Here is a 19,150-nt window from a genome sequence, read left to right as displayed (position 1 = left end):
ATGGCCGAGCCCGACCAGCCGAGCACCGCCCGCATGATCGACTACTGGCTCGGTGGCGCGCACCACCACCCGGTCGACGTGGCCGCGGCCGGCGCCTTCGAGAACGCGTACGGGCCCTGTGCGGCGATCTTCCGCGCGCTGCGCGACTTTCTCGGCCGGGCGGTCCGGTCGATCGCCGACGCCGGGGTGGACGGCTTCCTGGTCTTCGGCGCGGGCGTGCCCACCTGCGGCAACGTGCACGAGGTGGCGCCGGACGCCACGGTGCTCTACACCGACGTCGACCCGGCGACGGTCCGGTTGGGCCAGCGCCTGCTGGCCGACAGCGACCGCGCCGGCTACGGCTACGGCGACGCCACCGACATCGGCACCGTCGACCCGGCCCAGCTGCACCGCTTCGTGCCGGGGTGGGGGAGGAGGCCGGTCGGGGTGGTCTTCCTCGGGCTGGCCGCGTTCCTCGACGACGACACGCTCGCCCGGACCCTCGACGAGCTGTACGAGGCGGTCGCGCCGGGCAGTTTCCTGGCGATCGACTTCGACAGCGAGGAGCTCGCCGCGTACCCGGACGCGCTGGCCATGATGGGCCCGGCGTTCCGGATGCGGGCGCCCGCGCGGTTCGCGCCGCTGCTCGGCCGCTGGCAGCCGACGGCGGATGGCATCGTGCCGGTCGCGCAATGGCGGCCGGCCGGCGCCCCGGAGCCGGTGCCGGACGCCTTCTACGGCGCGCTGGCGGTCAAGCCGGCGGGCTGAGCAGGGCCGTCCACCCCGACCGGCGCCCCTCGCGGCGCAGGTCGGGAACCGGGCCGTGCCGGTGTCTCCGCGGCTCCGTATGATGTTTGCCCTACAGCAATAGTCGTCATCGGAGGATGTCAGCATGCCGGACGCGTCCGGAGTAGTGGCGCGCGCCCTGCGCGCCGCGCCCCCCGACCAGTTGGTGGAGGCCGCCGACGCGGCGGTCCGCCGGGTGCTCGACGCGTCGCGGACGGAGGTGTTCGTCGCCGACTACCGGTTCACCGGGCTCTGGCCGGTGCTCGACCCGGAGCTGCCCGAGGGCGGCTTCCTCGCCTGCCAGGGCGTCGCGCAGCGCTGCTTCAGCAGCCAGCAGCCGGTGCTGGACACCGGGGAGGACGGCCGGTGCCGCGCCTACCTGCCGCTGTCGGCGTGGGGGGAGCGGCTCGGCGTGCTGATGGTGGAGCTGCCGGCCGCGCCGGACGCCGCGACGGTGACGGCGGCACACGACGTCGCGGGCGAGCTGGCCGTGGCGCTGCGGGCGGCGGACCGGGAGACCGACCGCTACCGGCGTGCGCGCCGCCGGGAACGGCTCAGCATGGCCGCCGAGATGCAGTGGGACCTGCTGCCCGGGCGCAGCGTCACGCACGGCGACTTCGTGCTGGCGGGGCAGCTCGAACCGGCGTACACGGTGGGCGGTGACCACTTCGACTGGTCGGTCGACGGCGACCGGCTCACCGTCACGGTGCTCAACGGCGCCGGCAACGGGCTGGCCGCCGCACTGCTCACCGCGGTGACCGTCAACGCCATGCGCAACGCGCGACGTTCCGGTGGCAGCCTCGTGGAGCAGGCCGAGCTGGCCTCGGACACCATCTTCTACCAGCACCGGGGGAGCCGGCACGTGGCCACGCTGCTGCTGGAGCTGGACAACCGGCGGGGCGTGGTGCGCGCCGTGGACGCCGGCTCGCCGCACGTCCTGCGGCTGCGCGCCGGGGTCGTCACCCCGATCACGCTGGAGCAGCAACTGCCGCTGGGCATGTTCGCCGAGACCCGCTACGACGTCCAGGAGTTCACCGTGGAGCCGGGGGATCGGCTCTTCGTGGTCAGCGACGGGGTCTACGCGGCGGAGCCGTCCGGCCTGGAGCCGTACGGGGAGCGGGCCATGGCGCGCGCGATGCGGTCCACTCGGTTGCAACCGGCGACCGAGGCAGTTGGTACGGTGATGCGCGAGTTGCACGCGTATCATGCCGACGCGGATCTGCGCGACGACGCGGTCGTCGTCTGCTTGGACTGGCGCGGTTCCAGCCCACCGGACGGCGTCGGCGGGCGGTGACGGACCGGCGGAGCGAACACGAGCGGGACGATCGCAGGGGACAGCGGGTGGAGCGACCTCCGAATCTTGCCGCGGCCATCGATGCGGCGGCCGAGGCGCTCATCGGTGTGCTCGACTCCGCCACGTCGCGGCACACGGTCAGCGTGTCGCCGACCCAGTTGCGGGTGCTGTCGCTGATCATGGCCCACCCGCAGACCAACGTGAACCGGCTGGCCGAGCTGCTCGATGTGGTGCCCTCGTCGGCGAGCCGGCTCTGTGACCGCCTGGAGGCCGTCGGCCTGCTGCGCCGGGTGGCCGACCCTCGCGACCGGCGCGAGGTGCGGCTCCTCCCCACGGCCGCGGCGGAGACCCTGCTGCGCGAGCTGACCGAGCGGCGGCACCGGGCGGTCCAGGCGGTCCTGGACCGGATGCCCAACCGGATGCAGCACGAGCTGCTGCTGGCACTGGTCGCGTTCGGCCAGGCTGCGTCGATGAACGCCCCGCAGGCGGGCTCCGACTCCACGGCCCGCACCGCCTGACCCGCCCACCGCACCAGCGGGGACGACGCCGGTCAGCTAGTATCCTAGGATGCCGTACGGGTAGTACCGCGCCGCACAAGGGCACAAGCTGAGCACCGGCGCAGCGCGGGGCCCGGAGCCGGTCGGGGGAGCCCGATATAGTGGCAGCGCAACTGGCCGGCCCATGATCGAGACGATCCTGGGCCGCAGCGGGGAGGTCCCAGCCCGGGATCGCAGAGGGCGCCGGCGTCTGACCGGCCGACAACGCGCACGTTCCTGCGGCGGCCGATCACTCGGCCGCCGGACCGTGCTGCGAAGGGAGGTTCGGTGTCGCGTCGGCCGGCTCCATCGGAGCACCCGGCTCCCGGCGGTGCGGCGGTCGTGGGAGACCGCGTCCTCACCGTGCCCAACCTCATCAGCTTCGTCCGGCTCGTCGGCGTACCGCTGTTCCTCTACCTGTTCCTCGTGGTCAAGGCCGACGTGGCCGCCGTCGTGGTGCTGGCCGTGGGCGGCACCAGCGACTGGGTGGACGGCTGGATCGCCCGGCGCCTGCACCAGGTCAGCCGGCTGGGCGAGCTGCTCGACCCGCTCGCCGACCGGCTCTACATCCTGGCCACGCTGCTGGCGTTCACCGCGCGCGAGGTGGTGCCGTGGCAGTTCACCGCCGCGCTGCTGGCCCGTGAGCTGTTGCTGCTCGGCTCGCTGGGCGTGCTGCGCCGCTACGGTTACGGGCCGCCGCCGGTGCACTACGTGGGCAAGACCGCCACGTTCCTGCTGCTGGCCGCGTTCCCGATCCTGCTGCTGGCGTCCGCCGCCGAGAGCGTCGCCACCGCGGCGGGGGCGATCGGCTGGGGTCTGGCCTGGTGGGGCCTGGTGCTCTACTGGGTGGCCGGAGCCATGTACGTGGTGCAGGCCAGCCGCCTGGTCCGCGCGATGCGGGCGCGGCGCGCGGGGGCGGCGGCGTGACCGCGACGCCCCCGCAGGACAAGGGCCGCGACCCGTCGGCGCGGGTGTACGCGCCGGACTTCCTCACCGAACTGTTCCGCAACCCGCTGGACCCGGGCTACGCCGACGCGGCGGCCCGGCGGGCGACGGTGTCGCCGTCGCGGCTACGGCGGGTGCTGGGCCGGCCGGTGAGCGTGGTGGTGCTGTTGGTGATCGGTTTCCTGTTCGCGGTGGCCTACCGCGAGACGATGGCGGAGGAGCCGGGCCGGGCGAAGGCGCGGGCCGGGCTGATCGCCGAGATCAAGCAGCGGGAGGCGGAGACGGACCGGCTGACCGCCCGGGCGGACCAGTTGCGCGAGGAGGTCGGCCGGCAGCGGGACGCGGCGTTGAGCGGGTCGCAGGCGTCGCGGCTGCGCAACCTGGAGGCGGGCACCGGCCTGGGCCGGGTGCGCGGTGACGGTGTGGTGGTGCGGCTGGCGGACGCGCCGCGGGACCAGGACGCGGTGACCGGGGCGGACGCGGGGCCGTCCCGGGTGTTGTACTCCGACCTGCAGAAGGTGGCGAACGCGCTGTGGGCGGCGGGTGCGGAGGCGGTGGCGGTGAACGGGCAGCGGTTGACGGCGACGTCGACGATCCGTTCGGCGGGTGAGGCGATCCTGGTGGACTACCGGCCGGTGACGAGCCCGTACGAGGTGACGGCGATCGGGCCGGGTTCGATGCGGGACCGGTTCGACGACAGCCGGGCGGCGGATCTGATGCGTGACGTGGCGCGGACGACGGGCCTGTCGTTCGGGGTGAAGGAGGAGGACGGCCTCACCCTGCCGGCCGCTCCGCAGCCGCGGCTACGCTACGCCGAGCCTTCGGTGAGTCCGAGCCCGTCGGGTTCGGGTGTCGCCGGTTCGACCAGTCCCGGGCCGTCCGGCTCGGGTTCCTCTCCCAGCCCCTCCGGAGGTGGCCGATGATCGCGGTGCTGGCGTTGCTCGCCGGTGTGGTGCTCGGGGTGTATCTGGATCCCACGGTGCCCGCGGCGCTGCAGCCGTACCTGCCGATCGCCGTGGTGGCGGCGCTCGACGCGGTGTTCGGTGGTGTGCGGGCGAAGCTGGACCGGATCTTCGACGACAAGCAGTTCGTGGTGTCGTTCATCTCGAACGTGCTGGTGGCGGGTCTGATCGTCTACCTGGGTGACCAGTTGGGGGTGGGTGGTCAGTTGTCCACCGGTGTGGTGGTCGTGCTGGGCGTGCGCATCTTCGGAAACGTGGCGGCGATCCGCCGGCACCTGTTCCGGGCGTAGGTTTGTGGCGATGAGCGAGGAGCACAGGGAGACGGGGACGGGCTGGCCGGAGCCGGCGGAGCCGCACCGGCCGGCGGGGCCGGCCGGTGAGCCGGATCCGCGCCCGGACGCGCCCGATCCGGACGAGTTGAGCCCGTTGGCGCCGGCGGAGCCGGAGCCGGTGGAGCAGGAGGGCGTGCCGTCGCCGGCCGAGGAGCCCGGGGCGACCGCGACCGAGAGTGAGACCGCGACCGAGGCGGCGCCGGCGCGGGTGTCGCGGCGGTTGACGTCGGCGGGCGCGATGATCGCGGTGTTGCTGGCGTTGCTGGGGTTCACCCTGGTGGTGCAGTTGAAGACGACGTCGGCGGATCCGACCCTCGCGGCGACGCGGGAGGAGGACCTGGTCCGGATCTCGTCGGATCTGGATTCGCGGGAGCGGCGGCTGCGGCAGGACATCGAGGCGCTGGAGGAGAGCCAGCGGCAGTTGCGTTCGGGTGAGCAGGGCCGGCAGGCGGCGCTGGAGGAGGCGACGCGGCGGGCGGACGAGCTGGGCATCCTGGCGGGCACGTTGCCGGCGGTGGGTCCGGGCCTGTCGGTGCGGTTCGCGGGTCCGGACAAGGCGATCTCGGCGGCGCGGATCCTGGACGCGGTGCAGGAGCTGCGGGGTGCGGGCGCGGAGGCGATGCAGATCGCGGGGTCGGACGGTACGGCGGTGCGGATCATCGCGTCGACGTATTTCGTGGACGGGCCGGGTGGTGGCCTGGTGGTGGACGGGCGGCGGTTGAGCGGCCCGTACGTGATCTCGGTGATCGGTGATCCGCCGACGCTGCGTACGGCGTTGAACATTCCCGGCGGGGTGGTCGCATCGGTGGAGGAGGACGGCGGTAACGTGACGCCGGAGGACAGTGAGGCTGTGGAGGTTTCGCAGCTGCACGCGCCGATCAAGCTGGAACACGCCCGGCCGGTCTCCTGACCGGTCGCGGCCGCGCCGGTTTCCCCCCGGTGCACCGATGACGAAGGACGCAGCTGGTGATTCCTGAGGATCTGCGGTACACCGCCGAGCACGAGTGGGTGGCTGGTGGGGACGGCGGCGCCGTCCGGGTCGGCATCACGCACTTCGCGCAGGACGCCCTGGGTGACATCGTGTTCGTCCAGTTGCCGGACGAGGGCGCGGTGGTGGCGGCGGGTGAGTCGCTGGGTGAGATCGAGTCGACGAAGAGCGTTTCGGAGCTCTACGCGCCGGTGAGCGGCACGGTGGCGGCGCGCAACGAGGCGTTGGCCGACACCCCTGAGGTGATCAACACGGACCCGTACGGTGCGGGGTGGCTGGTGGAGATCACTCCGGATGATCCGGCGGCGGTCGAGGGTTTGTTGACCGCTGGTGCGTACCGCGAGCTCACCGAGAGCTGAGTTTGTCCGTTTCGGGCGGCGCGGTGGTGTCCGCGCGTCCGGTTGCCCTGTTTTTCGGTGCTGGCTAGGCTCGCCCAGTTGACCGAGAACCAATAGTTTGAGCGTTGCGGAATGCGCCTTCCCGGCACGGGGAGCCAGCCGCCGGGTGTGTTTCTGCCCGGCGGCCAGACCCGCCATTGCCCGACGCCGACCGAAACAGATCCGTGAGGTGGTCCCCATGACGCGCCCAGACGACGAGTTCCCCCCACTCGACGTCACTTCGACGCTCAATCTCGGTTCCCTCGACGAAGTGCTGGAGGGCCCGGACACCGATGTGGTGCCGAGCCGCATGTCCGGTTCGTTGCCGCCCGGGATGGCGTTGCTGGTGGTTCGCCGGGGTCCGAACGCGGGCGCCCGGTTCCTGCTGGACCACGATGTGACGACGAGTGGCCGGCACCCGGACAGTGACATCTTCCTCGACGACGTGACGGTGTCGCGGCGGCACGCCGAGTTCCACCGGGACGGCGGCACGTTCACGGTGCGGGACGTGGGCAGTCTGAACGGCACGTACGTGAACCGGGAACGGGTCGAGGCGGCGACGCTGAGCAACGGCGACGAGGTGCAGATCGGTAAGTTCCGGGTGGTGTTCATCGCCGGTCCGCGTCCGGAGGAGGCCGGCCGGGGGTGAACGGGCCTGCGGCTTCGACGTCGCCGGGTGCGGCGGACGACCCGCTGGGCTCATCGGCCGCCGCGGCGCGGGCGACTCCGCTGATGAGCATCGGCGAGGTGTTGGCGCAGTTGCGGGTGGAGTTTCCGGACGTCACGATCTCGAAGTTGCGGTTCCTGGAGGCCGAGGGCCTGGTGGAGCCGCAGCGGACGGCGGCGGGGTACCGGAAGTTCAGCTGGGACGATGTGGCGCGGTTGCGGTTCGTGTTGACCGCGCAGCGGGACCAGTACCTGCCGTTGCGGGTGATCCGGGACCAGTTGGCGGAGTGGGATTCGTCGGGTGCGGCGCCGGGGCGGCAGCGGCCGAATCTGGTGGCGGTCGGTCCCGGTGGTGAGGTGCCGGGCCGGGAGGTGGCGGGGTCCGCCGAGTCGCCGGAGGTGCGGCTGGGCCGGGCGGAGCTGATCTCGCGGAGCGGGGTCGACGAGTCGACGCTGGCCGAGTTGGAGCGGCTGGGTGTGCTGGTGGCGGATCCGCCGGGCTGGTATGACGCGGACGCGTTGATCATCGCGCGGGCGGTGGCGGGTCTGGCGGCGTACGGGTTGGAGCCGCGGCACCTGCGGGCGTACCGGACGGCGGCGGATCGGGAGGTCGGTCTGTTCGCGCAGTTGGTGGCGCCGTTGGCGCGGCAGTCGGATCCGGCGGCGCGGGCGCGGGCGGCGGAGACGGCGCGGGAGTTGGTGGCGTTGTCGCAGCAGTTGCACGCGGCGTTGGTGCGGGTGGGGCTGCGGTCGACGTTGGGCCGGTGAGGTGTGGTGTGGGGCCGGGTGTCGTGGGGGCGCCCGGCCTTCGCCGTGGGTGGGCGCGGAAAGATCTCGGTCGGGGTGCGTGTCGTAGGCTTGCCGGGGTAACCCGTTGCGGCGAGGCGTGGTGCACGTAGCGGATGGGACTCCCGTGTCGCGGTCCGTGTACCGTGCAGGGAAGGGCGCGGTGCGGGCGTAGGTGACAACGACACGGAGGCGGCGGTGCGCGAGCTGAGCGTGGTCGGAGTTCGGGTGGAGCTGCCCAGCAACCAGCCGATCGTCCTGCTGCGGGAGGTCGAGGGGGACCGCTATCTGCCGATCTGGATCGGCGCGGTCGAGGCGACGGCGATCGCCTATGAGCAGCAGGGGGTCAAGCCGGCGCGGCCGTTGACGCATGATCTGCTGCGGGACGTGCTGGCGGCGTTGAAGGCGCCGTTGCACGCGGTGGAGATCACCGAGTTGAAGGAGAACGTCTTCTACGCCGATCTGTTGATCGGTGACGGCGTTCGGGTGTCGGCGCGGCCGAGCGATTCGATTGCGTTGGCGTTGCGGGTCGGGGCTCCGATTCGTTGTGCCGAGCAGGTCCTCTCCGAGGCGGGGATCGTGATCCCGGACGAGCAGGAGGACGAGGTCGAGAAGTTCCGGGAGTTCCTGGAGCAGGTGCGTCCGGAGGACTTCGCGGGTTGAGGTGGCCGGCCGGTGGGCCGGTGTCGCGCGGCGGCGGTTGTCACGGTGGGTGACGGCTGGCCGCCGTCAGTGATCTTCCGGTCGGGGGTGCGGCGTGTCGCGGTGTCTCCTGCGGGTGAACTGCCGGTGCCGGCGCTAGGGTTGCGGTGTCGAGGGGTGCGCGTACGGGGAGACGGCGTGGCACCGCACGGGCGGGGAGGTAGTCCGGATGCATGAGCCGCGAGATCCTGGTCCGACTACGGAGCAGCAGCCCGACCCGGTCGTCGACGGTGAGGTGGGCTACCGGGGTGTGACGGCGTGTCACGCGGTGGGGATCAGCTACCGGCAGTTGGACTACTGGGCCCGCACGGGTCTGGTGGTGCCGAGCGTGCGGGACGCCTCGGGGTCGGGGACGTCCCGGTTGTACTCCTTCCGCGACCTGGTGGTGTTGAAGGTCGTGAAGCGGCTGTTGGACGCCGGGGTGTCGTTGCAGAACATCCGGAAGGCCATCGACGCGTTGCGGTCGCGTGGGGTGGAGGACCTGGCGGGCATCACGTTGATCTCGGACGGGACGACGGTGTACGAGTGCCGGTCGCCGGAGGAGGTGGTCGACCTGTTGCAGGGCGGCCAGGGCGTGTTCGGCATCGCGATCGGCGGCGCGTTCAAGGAGATCCAGGGTTCGCTGTCGCATCTGCCGGCGGAGCCGGTGGGTGGGCAGCCGGAGCCGGCGGCCCCGCCGGCGGAGGCGGAGTCCGAGCCGGTGGGTGACGAGTTGGCGGCGCGGCGGGCGCGTCGTCGGGCCGGCTGAGCCGGCCGTCTGGTCTGCGGGCCGCGCCACGCCCAGAACGGGTAGGGCGCGGTCCTCTTTTTTGGGTCACAGCGCGTGTCGTCCGTTGGGCGGGTGCGGCGGTGCCGGCCGGGCCGGGGTGGCGGGGCCGGGTGGGGCGCAGGTGACGTGCGCAAACGGTGATCGTGTGGACGGTCCGGGGGTGCTGTCCGAAAGGGACCACGCGTCGATTGAGGGTCGACGCTGCGTGTCGGTGTGCTCGCGGGCGGCGAGCGTCTCCCGGGAGGCGTTGACTGTCCGTGATCGACGGATGTCGGGAATCCGATAGGGCAGGGCTGAACCGTCTCGGCGGGCACGCTATGGTCCGACACGGCCGTTTGCGCGTGGCCGTTCGGTGGAGCCGGTGCGGTGCGCGTGGGCTGCCGGTTGTCCCCTCCGCGGCGCTGGTCGCGTTGCCCCCTCCCGGAAGGACTCACCATGACGGTGACCGAAGAGACCACCCCGATCTCCCATTACGAGCGCATCGGCGGCGCCGCCGCCGTGAAGGCCGCGGTGGACCTGTTCTACGACAAGGTGCTGGCGGACCCGGACCTGGCCGGCTACTTCACCGACGTGAACATGCCGGAGCAGCGGCGGCACCTGGCGTTGATGCTCGCCGTGGTGCTGGGCGGCCCGAACGAGTACGCGGGCCGGGGCCTGGCCGAGGCGCACCAGCCGCTGAACATTCCGGTGGCGCACTACGCGAAGGTCGGCGAGCACCTGACCGCGACGCTGGTGCAGCTGGGTGTGCCGGCCGACGTGATCGCCGACGTGCAGGTCGTGCTGGGCCAGGTGCAGGACCAGGTCGTGTCGACGGGGAACGCCTGAGCGTGGACGCGGCACGGCTCAAGCAGAGCTGGAGCCTGGTCGCCGCGCACGGCGACCAGGTGCCGCTCTACTTCTACTCGACGCTGTTCCTGGCGCACCCGGAGACCCGGCAGATGTTCCCCACGAACATGGCCGGGCAGCGGGACCGCCTGGTGAACGCGTTGGGGCACATCGTGTCCCACGTGGACCAGGTGGACCGGCTCGTCGGGTTCCTCCAGGACCTCGGCGCGGACCACCGCAAGTTCGCGGTGCGCGCCGAGCACTACCCGGCGGTCGGTGAGGCGCTGCTGGCGACGCTGCGGCACTTCGCGGGCGAGGCGTGGACCGACGAGCTGGCCGCCGACTGGGCGGCCGCGTACGGGTTGGTCGCGCAGGTGATGATGGACGCCGCGCAGGCCGCGGAGGCGAAGTCCCCGCCGTGGTACGTGGCGGAGATCCTCGGGCACGAGCGGCGCACGTTCGACGTGGCGGTGCTGACGGTGCGCCCGCAGTACCTGCTGCCGTTCACCCCGGGCCAGTCGATCGGGGTGTCGCATCCGGCGGTGCGGTCGTGGCGCTACTACTCGCCGGCGAACGCGCCGCGCCCGGACGGGACGTTGGAGTTGCACGTGCGGGCCGCGCCGGGTGGCGCGGTGTCGTCGCGGCTGGTGTACGGGTGCGCGGTGGGTGACCAGCTGCACCTGGCGGCGCCGGTGGGTGAGCGGTTGACGTTGCGGCAGGCCGGGTCGTCGGATCTGCTGCTGCTGGCCGGTGGCACCGGCTGGGCGCCGGTGAAGTCCGTGTTGGAGCAGGTCGCGGCGGAGGGTGCGAACCGCCGGGTGGACCTGTACGTGGGGGCCCGGTCGCGGTTGGAGTTCTACGACAGCGAGGCGATCGACAAGTTCGCCGCCTCGTACCCGTGGCTGCGGGTGACGTACGTGGCGGGTTCGGACGCGCGGCGGCCGGGCGAGTTCGTGCAGGTGGCCGACCAGGTCCTGACCGACGGGGACTGGCGGTCCCGGCACGTGTTCGTGTGCGGCTCCGACGAGATGGTGAGCCATTCGGTGGCGACGCTGACCGGTGCCGGCTACCAGCCGGGTCAGCTGCACCACGAGGGTTTCGGTAAGCACTGGTACGGGCCGGCGTTCCGGACGACGACGGAGGTGGCTCCATGAGCGCGACCCCGATCAGCAGGTACGAGGCCGGTCAGGTGACCGGCGGCGGGGTGCAGGTGCGCCTGACCGCGGACCGGGTGCGCCGGTGGGAGTTCGGGTCGGCGTCGTTCACCCGCCGCGGCTACGACCACGCCGACGTGGACCGGTTCCGGCTGCAGGTGGCCGACGAGCTGGATCTGCTGGCCACGCAGCTGGCGAATCTGCGGGCGGAGAACGAGCGGCTCAACGACCATCTGGAGCTGCACCGGCACGGGGTGATCCCGAGCGCCGACAACGCGGCGGCGGTGCCGGCGGCGAAGGAGGTGAACCTGCTGTCGGCGGCGCAGCGGGAGGCCGAGCAGATCATCGCGCAGGCCCACGACTACGCCCGCCGGGTCGCCGAGTACGCGCGGATGCAGTACGAGAGCTACATGCGGGCCGCGGCGGAGGAGGCGAAGCAGGAGGCCGAGCGGGCGGTGACGGAGTACCGCAGCACCGCCGGGGTCAACTTCGACGACTCGGTGGCGACCCGGGAGGCGCTGCGGATCTTCGGCGAGATGATGATCTCGCACATGCAGGCGGCGGCCCGGCACCTCGACGACGGCAGCGAGCAGCTGTCGCGGACGATGCAGCGCCTCGCCGTGGAGGCCACCGGCGGTGCCGGGTCGCGCGGCGTCGGTGCACGGACGGACGGTGGCCGGGTGCGGGAGGTGGCCGTGGCCCCCCGTCACCAGCAGCGGTGATCGCCCCCGGCCGGCCCGCATCGGTGGGCCGGCCGGGATCGGCGCGGGTTCACGTGAGGGCGCGGACGGCCTCGCCGATCGGGGTCTCCCCGCCGACGACCTCCAGGGTGAGCCCGGCGGTGGCCGGGGCGGACAGCAGGGCGAGCAGCACCCGGGCCACGTCGGCGCGGGTGACGGCGCCGGGGTCGACGTGCCGGGCCAGGGTGATCCGGCCGACGGGCTCGTCGTCGGTGAGCCGGCCGGGGCGCAGCACGGTCACGTCGAGGTCCCGCCCGGTGACGTCGTCCTCGGCGGCCTTCTTCGCCCGCAGGTACGCCGCCCACACCTCGTCGGTGCCCGCCCTCGGGGGCCGGTCCACGCCCATCGAGGAGACCAGCAGGTAGCGGCGGACCCCGGCGCGTTGCGCGGCGTCGGCGAGCAGCACCGCGGCGGCCCGGTCGACGGTGTCCTTGCGGGCCGCGCCGCTGCCCGGGCCCGCGCCGGCGGCGAAGACCACCGCGTCGGCGCCGGCCAGGTGCCCGGCGACGGTGCCGGCGTCGGTGTGTTCCAGGTCGCAGACGACCGGTTGCGCGCCGGCGGCGCGCAGCGCGGCCGCGTGGTCCGGGTTGCGGATCAACCCGACGGCGGTGTCGCCGCGGCCGGCGAGTTCCCGCTCCAGCAGTTTCGCGATCTTGCCGTGGCCCCCGGCGATGACGACGCGCATGCCCTCAACCTAGACCCGCCGCCGGGCCCGCACCGGGTGAGCGGCAGGCCCGGGTTGGCCGGCGGCGGGTCGGGCGAGGCAGCATGGACGCCGTGACCGAGACGTTCGACGCGTTGACCCGGCTGGTGGGCGCCGGGGACGTGGTGGTGCTCAGCGGCGCCGGCCTGTCCACCGAGTCGGGCATCCCGGACTACCGGGGGCCCTCCGGCGCGGCCCGCCGGCACACCCCCATGACCTTCCAGGCGTTCACCCGCGACGCCGACGCGCGACGGCGCTACTGGGCGCGCAGCCACCTGGGCTGGCGGCTGATCGCCCGGGCCGCCCCCAACGACGGGCACCGGGCGGTGGCCCGGCTGCAACGCGCCGGCCTGCTCGACGGGATCATCACCCAGAACGTCGACGGCCTGCACACCGAGGCCGGCGCCGCCGGCGTCATCGAGCTGCACGGCCGGCTCGACGAGGTGACCTGCCTGGACTGCGGCAACCTGACCTCCCGCGACGAGCTGGACCGGCGGCTCACCGAGGCCAACCCGGGTTTCGACGCGCACGTCGCGCACGTCAACCCCGACGGCGACGTGGACCTGCCCGACGAGGCGGTGGCCCGGTTCCGCACCGTCGACTGCGGCATCTGCGGCGGCGGCATGCTCAAACCCGACGTGGTGTTCTTCGGCGAGACGGTGCCCGCGCCGCGCGTCGCCGACTGCTTCGCCCTGGTGGAGCGGGCCCGGGCGCTGCTGGTGCTCGGCTCCTCCCTGACCGTCATGTCGGGGCGCCGGTTCGTGCTGCGCGCCGCGAAGCTCGGCATCCCGGTAGCCATCGTCAACCAGGGCCCCACCCGCGGCGACGGGCACGCCACCCTCACCCTCGACGCGCCGCTGGGCGCCACGCTGACCGCCCTGGCCGACCGGGTCGCCGCCGAAACGGTGCCCGCCGCCGTGTGACCGGCCCCGCGGCGGGGTACGACATGAGCCGGAAACATGGTCGCTGGTAGCGTTGACCATGCCGGTACCACCCACGTGGGAGAGACCGCCCGGGAACCACCCGGACGGCGCCGAAGGGGCAGATTCCTCCCCGGAACCTCTCAGGCAAAAGGACCACGTGGGCAGGCGCTGTGGAGCGCGTCAGCGCGACTCAGGGGGAGGCCGACCCGTCGACCTCGCCCCCGCAAGGAGCGCAGCGCATGACCGCAGAGCAGTTCGCCGACCGGCACATCGGCCCCGGCCCGGACGACGAGCGCCGGATGCTGGAGGCCGTCGGTCACAGCTCCATCGACGAGCTGATGGACGCCGCGATTCCCGAGGTGATCCGCTGGCACGGCGCCCTGGACCTGCCCGCGCCGGCCAGTGAGCGGGAGGCCATCGCCGAGCTGCGGGCCCTGGCCGCCCGCAACACCGTGGCCGTGTCGATGATCGGGCTGGGCTACCACGGCACGCACACCCCGGCGGTGATCCGCCGCAACGTGCTGGAGAACCCCGCCTGGTACACGGCGTACACGCCGTACCAGCCGGAGATCAGCCAGGGCCGGCTCGAGGCGCTGCTGAACTTCCAGACCATGGTCACCGACCTGACCGGGCTGGCCACCGCGAACGCCTCCATGCTCGACGAGGGCACCGCCGCGGCCGAGGCCATGACCCTGGCCCGCCGCGCGTCGAAGACCAAGAGCCCGGTGTACGTGGTCGACGCCGACACCCTGCCGCAGACCATCGCCGTGATCAGCAGCCGCGCCGAGCCGCTCGGCATCGACGTGCGGGTCCTCGACGTCGAGCGTGACGAGCTGCCGGGCGAGTTCTTCGGCCTGCACCTGCAGTACCCGGGGGCCTCCGGCGCGGTCCGCGACCACCGCGGGCTCGTGGAGGCCGCGCACGCCGCAGGCGCGCTCGTGACGGTCGCCGCGGACCTGCTGGCGCTGACCCTGCTGCGCCCGCCCGGGGAGATCGGCGCCGACATCGCCGCCGGCACCACCCAGCGGTTCGGCGTGCCCATGGGCTTCGGTGGCCCGCACGCCGGCTACCTGGCCGTCCGCTCCGGGCTGGAGCGGATGCTGCCCGGCCGCCTCGTCGGGGTGTCCAAGGACGCCGACGGGAACCCGGCGTACCGGCTGGCGTTGCAGACCCGCGAGCAGCACATCCGCCGGGAGAAGGCCACCAGCAACATCTGCACCGCGCAGGTGCTCCTCGCCGTGATGGCCGGCATGTACGCCGTGTACCACGGGCCGGACGGGCTGCGGGGCATCGCCGCGCGTACCCACGAGGCGGCGGCGCGGCTCGCGGCCGGGCTGCGCGCCGGCGGCGTGCAGGTCGCGGACGTCGCGTTCTTCGACACCGTCACCGCCACGGTGCCGGGGCGGGCTGCCGAGGTGGTGGCCGCCGCCGCGGCGCGCAACGTGAACCTGCGGCTGGTCGACGCCGACCGGGTCGGCATCTCCTGCGACGAGACCACCACGGCCGCGCACCTTGAGGCGGTGTGGGCGGCGTTCGGCGTCGACGGCGTCGACGGCGAGGTGGACGCGGCCCTGCCGGACGGGCTGGCCCGCACCAGTGACTTCCTCACCCACCCGGTGTTCCGCACCCACCACTCGGAGACGGCGATGCTGCGCTACCTGCGCCGGCTGTCGGACTTCGACTACGCCCTGGACCGGGGCATGATCCCGCTGGGGTCGTGCACCATGAAGCTGAACGCCACCACCGAGATGGAGCCGGTCACCTGGCCGGAGTTCGCGCACCTGCACCCGTTCGCCCCGGCCGAGCAGACCGCCGGCTACCGGGAGCTGATCGCCCAGCTGGAGGGCTGGCTGGCCGAGGTCACCGGCTACGACGCGGTCAGCGTGCAGCCCAACGCCGGGTCGCAGGGTGAGCTTGCCGGGCTGCTGGCCATCCGGGCCTACCACCGGCAGCGCGGCGAGGGTCACCGCGACGTGTGCCTCATCCCGTCGTCGGCGCACGGCACCAACGCCGCGTCGGCCGTGATGGCCGGCATGCGGGTCGTGGTGGTCGGCTGCGACGACGACGGCAACGTCGACCTCGTCGACCTCGACGCGAAGATCGACAAGCACCGGGACGCGCTGGCCGCGATCATGGTGACCTACCCGTCCACCCACGGCGTGTACGAGACGGGCATCGCGCAGCTGTGCGCGAAGGTCCACGACGCCGGCGGCCAGGTGTACGTCGACGGCGCGAACCTCAACGCCCTCGTCGGGTTCGCCAAGCCCGGCCGGTTCGGGGCGGACGTGTCGCACCTGAACCTGCACAAGACCTTCTGCATCCCGCACGGCGGCGGCGGCCCCGGCGTGGGCCCCGTGGCGGTGCGCGCGCACCTGGCGCCGTTCCTGCCCGGCGACCCGCTCGGCGCGCACGTCGACGGGCGGCCGGCGATCTCCGCGGCGAACCACGGGTCGGCGGGCATCCTGCCGATCCCGTGGGCGTACCTGCGGATGATGGGCGCCGAGGGGCTGGCCCGGGCCACCGGTGTGGCGGTCCTCGCCGCGAACTACGTGGCGGTGCGGCTGCGGCAGCACTACCCGGTGCTGTACGCCGGCAACAAGGGCCTGGTGGCGCACGAGTGCATCCTGGACCTGCGGCCGCTGACGAAGGCGACCGGGGTGAGCGTCGACGACGTGGCGAAGCGGCTCATCGACTACGGCTTCCACGCGCCGACGATGTCGTTCCCGGTGGCGGGGACGCTGATGGTGGAGCCGACCGAGAGCGAGGACCTGGCCGAGCTGGACCGGTTCTGCGACGCGATGATCGCGATCCGCGCGGAGATCGACAAGGTGGGCTCGGGGGAGTGGCCGGCGGGGGACAACCCGCTTGCCAACGCGCCGCACACGGCGGCGATGGTCTCCGGTGACGAGTGGCCCCACCCGTACCCGCGGTCGGTGGGCGCGTACCCGGCCGGGGTGGACCGGGCGGGGAAGTACTGGCCGCCGGTGCGGCGGATCGACGGCGCGTACGGCGACCGGAACCTGGTCTGCTCGTGCCCCGCGCCGGAGGCGTTCGAAAGCTGAGGCGCAGCGCGCCGGGGCGGTGCAGTGCCGCCGCCCCGGCCGGCGCGTCGACCGGTGGGCCGACGCGTAGGCTCCCTGACGGAGCGTGATCGTTCAGGCGACGAGGGCGTGCCGGGCGGGGCCGCGGTGCGGGGCGATGGTGCTGCCGTCGGGGAGCAGCTCACCGGTGTCCTCGAAGACGATGACACCGTTGCAGAGCAGGCTCCAGCCCTGCTCAGGGAAGCAGGCGATGACGCGCGCGGCTTCGCGATCGGTCGCCTCAGCGGAGGGGCAGGTGGGTAGGTGCTGGCACATCGGGTTCTCCGGACTGTGGGGGCACTGTGTCATGGTTCACATGACCAGTGACGCACAGTACCAAGCGCAAGCGCGCGCTATCGAGCAAGGATGCGGCTTGTTCACCCGAAATCGGCTGAACGGATGAGCGTGAACCGACCGGACGGTGTGGAAGCGCTCCCAAAGACGGGGATCGACGTGCCCGGGGCGCCGCCGGAGTGCCGCGGACGGCTCGTCGAACGGGCCCGGCTGGAATGGTGGCTCGCCGACGGCGGCGACCCGGCGGCGCTCGCCCAGGAGTTCCTGGCCGCGCACGGTGTGGACCTGTCCGACCTGGGCCGGCCGGCCGCCCACGACCCGCACGGCACCTGCGGCGCCGCCCTGTTCCTGTCGGCCGCCGCCGGGGCCCGCGCCGCCGGCGGCGCCGTGGGTGCGCCCAGTCCCGTGCCGGCGCTGCCGGACCTCGTGGCGGTCGTCTACGGCCACGCCGACGCGCCCGCCCCGCCGGTCCGCCCCCGGCCGGGCGGCTGGTGGCTGGGGCCGTGGCGGGACAGCTGGACCCCCGCGGCGCACGCGCAGGCGGTGGCGGCGGTCCGCGCGGCCATCGGGCGCGGCGACGTCTACCAGGTCAACGTGGTCGGCCACGCCGCCGCCGGATACGCCGGCGACCCGCTGCCCGCCCTCGCGCGGCTGGCCGCCCTGCCCGGCGCCCGCTACGGCGGCACCCTGTCCGGGCTCGGCTGGGCGATCGGCTGCGCCTCGCCGGAGACCCTCGTCGCGGTGGAGCACGGCCGCCTGGTCACCCGGCCCATCAAGGGCACCCGCCCGGCCACCCCGGCCGGCCGCCGCGAGCTGCTCGCCTCGGCCAAGGAACGCGCCGAACACGTCATGATCGTCGACCTGGAACGCAACGACCTGGCCCGCGTGGCCCGCACCGGCTCGGTGCGGGTCGACGAGCTGTTCGCCGTACGGCGCTGGTGCGACCTGTGGCAGGCCGAGTCGACCGTGTCCGCCGTGCCCGCCGACGGGCTGGGCCTGGCCGCCCTGCTGCGCGCGGTCTGCCCCGGCGGTTCGGTGACCGGCGCCCCGAAGCTCGCGGCGCTCGACGAGATCGCCGCCCTGGAGCCCGTCGGCCGGGGCGCCGGCATGGGCGCGCTCGGCTGGGTGGGGCCGGGCCGCGTCGACCTGGGGCTGACCATCCGCACCGCCGCCGCGGACGCCGACCGGCTGCACGTGTGGGCCGGCGGCGGCATCACCTGGGGCAGCGACCCGGCCGCCGAGGTCGCCGAGGCCGCCGCGAAGGCCGCCCCGGTCCGCGCCCTGCTCGCCGCCTGACCCGCGTCGTCGGTGCCGCGGCCGGCGGCGGTGCGGCGGTGGTGCGGCGTCAGGCGCTTGCGAAGGCGTCCAGGGCGGCCACGACCCGCTCGCCCACCCCGTGGCCGCTGCCGTGGCCGCCGGACTCGACGATCTCCAGCCGGGCGTCGGGCCACTCCCGGGTGAGCTGCCAGGCGATGTCCGGCGGGCCGCTGACGTCCAGGCGGCCCTGCACCAGCACGCCGGGGATGCCGGCCAGCTTGCCGGCGTCGCGCAGCAGCTGCCCGTCGGGCAGGAACCCCAGGTTGCTGAAGTAGTGGGTGACCAGCCGGGTGAACCCGGCCCGGAACACCGGGTCGGCGTAGCGGGGGCTGGCCTGGTAGCCGCCGGCCAGGGAGACGTGCACGTCCTCCCAGGCGCACCAGTCGCGGGCGGCCTGGTCGCGCACCTGCGGGTCCGGGTCGTTGACCAGCCGGGCGTACGCGGCGGACAGGTCGCCGTCGCGCTCGGCCGGCGGCACGCCGTCGCGGAACCGGGCCCACTCCTCGGGGAAGATGCGGCCCATGTCCCGGGTCACCCAGTCGATCTCGCGGCGGGTGTTGGCGACCACGCTGAACAGCACCAGCGCGGTGACCCGCTGCGGGTGGCGCTGGGCGTACGCCAGGGACAGCGACGAGCCCCACGAGGCGCCGCAGAGCAGCCACCGGTCGACGCCCAGGTGCGCGCGCAGCCGTTCCATGTCGGCCAGCAGATGCGCGGTGGTGTTGACCGACAGGTCGGTGGCCGGGTCGCTGGCCGGTGGGGTGCTGCGGCCGCAGCCGCGCTGGTCGAACAGGACGATGCGGTAGGCGGCCGGGTCGAACAGCCGCCGCCACGAGGCGCCCGCGCCGGAGCCGGGGCCGCCGTGCACCACGAGGGCGGGCTTCCCGCCGGGGTTGCCGCAGGTCTCCCAGTGGATCCGCTGGCCGTCGCCGACGTCGAGCCGGCCCTGGGCGTACGGCTCGATCGGTGGATACATCGCGTTCCCCTCCCAC

Annotated in this window: 21 protein-coding genes and 1 riboswitch; of the genes, 18 read left to right on the top strand and 3 right to left on the bottom strand. The window is 73.6% G+C overall.

The features are described 5' to 3' along the window. The 15 genes from GCE86_RS11400 to GCE86_RS11330 all read left to right on the top strand — a co-directional run bounded on the left by GCE86_RS11400 (position 1) and on the right by GCE86_RS11330 (position 11,823). Positions 1 to 747 carry an SAM-dependent methyltransferase gene (locus tag GCE86_RS11400; protein WP_154226923.1) on the top strand — a complete coding sequence of 249 codons (747 nt, stop codon included), beginning with the start codon at positions 1 to 3 and terminating at the stop codon, positions 745 to 747. A gap of 124 nt (positions 748 to 871) precedes the next feature. Beyond that, positions 872 to 2,059: a PP2C family protein-serine/threonine phosphatase gene (locus GCE86_RS11395; protein WP_154226922.1), complete on the top strand. Its 1,188-nt coding sequence runs from the start codon at positions 872 to 874 to the stop codon at positions 2,057 to 2,059. Positions 2,060 to 2,106: 47 nt separating this feature from the next. Continuing rightward, positions 2,107 to 2,577 (top strand): MarR family transcriptional regulator, encoded by a 471-nt coding sequence (locus GCE86_RS11390; RefSeq protein ID WP_154226921.1) that lies wholly within the window; start codon positions 2,107 to 2,109, stop codon positions 2,575 to 2,577. A 306-nt stretch (positions 2,578 to 2,883) separates the two neighbouring features. Beyond that, on the top strand, positions 2,884 to 3,522 hold the full coding sequence (clsA, locus tag GCE86_RS11385) for a cardiolipin synthase ClsA (protein ID WP_154226920.1): 639 nt from the start codon (positions 2,884 to 2,886) through the stop codon (positions 3,520 to 3,522). Next, on the top strand, positions 3,519 to 4,463 hold the full coding sequence (locus GCE86_RS11380) for a DUF881 domain-containing protein (RefSeq protein WP_154226919.1): 945 nt from the start codon (positions 3,519 to 3,521) through the stop codon (positions 4,461 to 4,463). The genes clsA and GCE86_RS11380 overlap by 4 nt, the downstream gene beginning before the upstream one ends. Continuing rightward, complete coding sequence (locus GCE86_RS11375) at positions 4,460 to 4,792, top strand: small basic family protein (protein ID WP_007071104.1); 333 nt, start codon at positions 4,460 to 4,462, stop codon at positions 4,790 to 4,792. Before GCE86_RS11380 ends, GCE86_RS11375 begins: the two co-directional genes overlap by 4 nt. A 10-nt stretch (positions 4,793 to 4,802) precedes the next feature. Continuing rightward, positions 4,803 to 5,744: a DUF881 domain-containing protein gene (locus GCE86_RS11370; protein WP_154226918.1), complete on the top strand. Its 942-nt coding sequence runs from the start codon at positions 4,803 to 4,805 to the stop codon at positions 5,742 to 5,744. Positions 5,745 to 5,800: 56 nt separating this feature from the next. Next, positions 5,801 to 6,181 (top strand): glycine cleavage system protein GcvH, encoded by a 381-nt coding sequence (gene gcvH / locus GCE86_RS11365; protein ID WP_154226917.1) that lies wholly within the window; start codon positions 5,801 to 5,803, stop codon positions 6,179 to 6,181. A gap of 217 nt (positions 6,182 to 6,398) precedes the next feature. Then, the gene (odhI, locus tag GCE86_RS11360) at positions 6,399 to 6,848 is read left to right on the top strand and encodes an oxoglutarate dehydrogenase inhibitor Odhl (protein WP_046570336.1); all 450 of its coding nucleotides are present in this window, start codon (positions 6,399 to 6,401) and stop codon (positions 6,846 to 6,848) included. After that, positions 6,845 to 7,633: a transcriptional regulator FtsR gene (gene ftsR, locus GCE86_RS11355; RefSeq protein ID WP_420846459.1), complete on the top strand. Its 789-nt coding sequence runs from the start codon at positions 6,845 to 6,847 to the stop codon at positions 7,631 to 7,633. The genes odhI and ftsR overlap by 4 nt, the downstream gene beginning before the upstream one ends. Positions 7,634 to 7,849: 216 nt before the next feature. Next, a complete protein-coding gene (locus tag GCE86_RS11350) occupies positions 7,850 to 8,314 on the top strand; it encodes a bifunctional nuclease family protein (RefSeq protein WP_091258060.1) in 465 nt (154 codons plus the stop codon). Between the two features lie 208 nt (positions 8,315 to 8,522). Next, positions 8,523 to 9,101 carry a MerR family transcriptional regulator gene (locus GCE86_RS11345; RefSeq protein ID WP_154226915.1) on the top strand — a complete coding sequence of 193 codons (579 nt, stop codon included), beginning with the start codon at positions 8,523 to 8,525 and terminating at the stop codon, positions 9,099 to 9,101. Positions 9,102 to 9,557: 456 nt separating this feature from the next. After that, the gene (locus tag GCE86_RS11340) at positions 9,558 to 9,947 is read left to right on the top strand and encodes a group I truncated hemoglobin (protein ID WP_154226914.1); all 390 of its coding nucleotides are present in this window, start codon (positions 9,558 to 9,560) and stop codon (positions 9,945 to 9,947) included. A gap of 2 nt (positions 9,948 to 9,949) precedes the next feature. Then, positions 9,950 to 11,101 (top strand): globin domain-containing protein, encoded by a 1,152-nt coding sequence (locus GCE86_RS11335; RefSeq protein ID WP_154226913.1) that lies wholly within the window; start codon positions 9,950 to 9,952, stop codon positions 11,099 to 11,101. Continuing rightward, positions 11,098 to 11,823 (top strand): DivIVA domain-containing protein, encoded by a 726-nt coding sequence (locus GCE86_RS11330; RefSeq protein WP_154226912.1) that lies wholly within the window; start codon positions 11,098 to 11,100, stop codon positions 11,821 to 11,823. Before GCE86_RS11335 ends, GCE86_RS11330 begins: the two co-directional genes overlap by 4 nt. A gap of 49 nt (positions 11,824 to 11,872) precedes the next feature. On the opposite strand, the gene GCE86_RS11325 is transcribed toward GCE86_RS11330, so the two are convergent. Next, complete coding sequence (locus tag GCE86_RS11325; RefSeq protein WP_154226911.1) at positions 11,873 to 12,526, bottom strand: NAD(P)H-binding protein; 654 nt, start codon at positions 12,524 to 12,526, stop codon at positions 11,873 to 11,875. Between the two features lie 83 nt (positions 12,527 to 12,609). Here GCE86_RS11325 and GCE86_RS11320 point away from each other — a divergent pair, with 83 nt between their 5' ends. Further along, positions 12,610 to 13,467 (top strand): NAD-dependent protein deacetylase, encoded by an 858-nt coding sequence (locus tag GCE86_RS11320; RefSeq protein ID WP_154226910.1) that lies wholly within the window; start codon positions 12,610 to 12,612, stop codon positions 13,465 to 13,467. A gap of 66 nt (positions 13,468 to 13,533) precedes the next feature. Then, a riboswitch (glycine riboswitch) is annotated at positions 13,534 to 13,633 on the top strand. Positions 13,634 to 13,706: 73 nt separating this feature from the next. Continuing rightward, complete coding sequence (gcvP, locus tag GCE86_RS11315; protein ID WP_154226909.1) at positions 13,707 to 16,529, top strand: aminomethyl-transferring glycine dehydrogenase; 2,823 nt, start codon at positions 13,707 to 13,709, stop codon at positions 16,527 to 16,529. Between the two features lie 93 nt (positions 16,530 to 16,622). On the opposite strand, the gene GCE86_RS11310 is transcribed toward gcvP, so the two are convergent. Next, positions 16,623 to 16,823, bottom strand: coding sequence for a DUF5999 family protein (locus GCE86_RS11310; RefSeq protein WP_091258044.1), 201 nt, complete (start codon positions 16,821 to 16,823; stop codon positions 16,623 to 16,625). A gap of 123 nt (positions 16,824 to 16,946) precedes the next feature. Between GCE86_RS11310 and GCE86_RS11305 the strand changes: the two genes are divergently transcribed. Continuing rightward, complete coding sequence (locus tag GCE86_RS11305; protein ID WP_154226908.1) at positions 16,947 to 18,137, top strand: chorismate-binding protein; 1,191 nt, start codon at positions 16,947 to 16,949, stop codon at positions 18,135 to 18,137. Between the two features lie 49 nt (positions 18,138 to 18,186). Here GCE86_RS11305 and pip read toward each other — a convergent pair whose 3' ends face one another. Further along, positions 18,187 to 19,134, bottom strand: a complete 948-nt coding sequence (gene pip, locus GCE86_RS11300) for a prolyl aminopeptidase (RefSeq protein ID WP_154226907.1) — start codon at positions 19,132 to 19,134, stop codon at positions 18,187 to 18,189. Positions 19,135 to 19,150 lie beyond the last annotated feature (16 nt).

The organism is Micromonospora terminaliae, from assembly GCF_009671205.1.
GTDB lineage: Bacteria > Actinomycetota > Actinomycetes > Mycobacteriales > Micromonosporaceae > Micromonospora > Micromonospora terminaliae.
The sequence above is the reverse complement of the archived record's forward strand: the minus strand, read 5'-3'. Positions and strand labels throughout refer to the sequence as shown.